Origin of the sequence: Gilliamella sp. BG3 (genome assembly GCF_046635605.1) — a bacterium.
In the GTDB taxonomy this organism is placed as follows: Bacteria; Pseudomonadota; Gammaproteobacteria; order Enterobacterales; family Orbaceae; genus Gilliamella; species Gilliamella bombi.
In genome coordinates this window covers 1-1,789 of the sequence record NZ_JBIDFE010000056.1, presented here as the reverse complement: position 1 = coordinate 1,789, position 1,789 = coordinate 1, and the positions used below count along the sequence as shown (strand labels likewise).

Annotated in this window: 2 protein-coding genes; both read left to right on the top strand. The window is 40.6% G+C overall.

The annotated features are described in order from the left end of the window. On the top strand, positions 1–1,071 hold a 1,071-nt coding region (locus ACGH6S_RS12130; protein ID WP_411578989.1), incomplete at its 5' end, for an anti-CBASS protein Acb1 family protein. Then, positions 1,013–1,789, top strand: a 777-nt coding sequence (locus tag ACGH6S_RS12125; protein ID WP_411579557.1) for a phage head morphogenesis protein, incomplete at its 3' end; no start/stop codon positions are given. The genes ACGH6S_RS12130 and ACGH6S_RS12125, both read left to right, overlap by 59 nt.

Sequence of the window (1,789 nt, the reverse complement as noted above, 5' to 3'; positions counted from 1 at the left end):
GGAATTGTGGGTAGATATTCAGGACTCATTATTCAATTACGAGATAGCAGAAAATGGGAAGAACCAGTTGATACGGTCGTATTGAACCGACTTGAACCAAAAGATGCCATTGTTAAGCTAATCCCTGCTTGGGAAGCTCAGTTAACGGCTTGCGAATGGAATAATGACGAAGCCGACGAAAACTATGGCCAAGTAACAATGTACCAATTTAATGAAATAGCGGTAGGTGACAAGTCAGGCAAGCCCAATATCTCTCGCAGGATACATCCAAACAGGGTGGTCATACTTAATGAAACATCCGTCATTAATTCCATGGATGATGGTGAATCACAGCTTGAGGTTGGTTATAACGATTTAATCGACATGATGAAATACTCAGGCGGTAGCGCAGAGGGCTTCCTAAAGAATGCTAGCAGGCAAGTTCATCTGAATTATGACACTGATACCGACATGGAAGAACTGGAGCGAGAGTTAAGAAAGCGAGGCTTTGAAAAGCCTGCTGATGCATTAAACCGACAAATCGCATTGTTAAACTCAGGTACAGACAGCGCACTAATTACAGCAGGTGCGACAGCGAATATTTTATCGGTTGCTCCCGCCGATCCGAGTTCAGGATGGTCGGTATCCGCAAATAGTTTTGCTGCCTCTGTCAGAATGCCATTTACCATTATTTTTGGACAACAAACGGGGCGGTTAGCATCAGATGAAGATAAGACAGATTACGCAAAACGAGGAATGTCTAGACGTAATGGTTTTTTGAGCACATTAATCAAAGAGTTTGTTAATCAGCTTATTACGCTAAAAGTTATTCAGCCACTAGTTAACGGTACGCTCACTCTTAAATGGTCCGACTTGTTAGCACCGAGCCAAGCTGAAAAAATCGAATTAATGCTCAAAATGTCAGACGTGAACGTCAAAGCGCAACAATCTATAGGCATTCCTGTGTTTACACCAAATGAAATACGAGAAGTTGGTGGTTATGAGCCCGATCCTGATTTAGAGGATATCGATATTGAAAAGACCGAAGATAATAAAGCCGATTCCAAAGAATCCGATACTACCGAAAAGTAAAAACAACCCTACACTCACCAACAAACAAATTCTCCAAATGCGTAGCGAAATACAAAAACGCTACAAAACAATCAAACAATCAATTATTGAGCATATCGAATTAAGCTTAGGCTACTATGCTAAAGAGCCGATTAAAACAGCGATATTCGTTGATAATACACTCTATGTCGTTAATGCTAGTGTTAATTACACTGTTGACGGCAATCAACTTGCTAGGGTGTTAACTCGCATTCAAGAAATTGTTGATGAAAACTTAATTGATGGCGGTATTGAGAAGTTTTGGGCAGGTAAGTTTGTTGCTGATATGTATCAAATGGGGACTAATCGCACTTTTCATAATCTATCCGTTCAATCACCACTTTATTCACAAGCTACATCATTGGAATCACTGTTATTTAGTGATGCTTACATTCGTCGAATTGGGCTTGCATATACAGCAACATTCAACGACTGGAAAGGACTTGCAGATAATCTAAAGAGTGATTTAGGTACGGTTTTAAGTAGCGCTGTAGCCCGAGGGATTAACCCACGAGAAACAGCCGATATTATCAGTAAGCGTATTGATGTTTCATATAGCAGAGCTAAAGCCTTGGCGCAAACTGAACAAGTAGGCGCACTTCGTCAAGCTACATGGGATGAAACTAAACGCACACAAGAAGAATTAGGGTTAAAAACAGGCTTGTTACATATGTCTGCTTTAAAGCCTAATTCTAGGTCA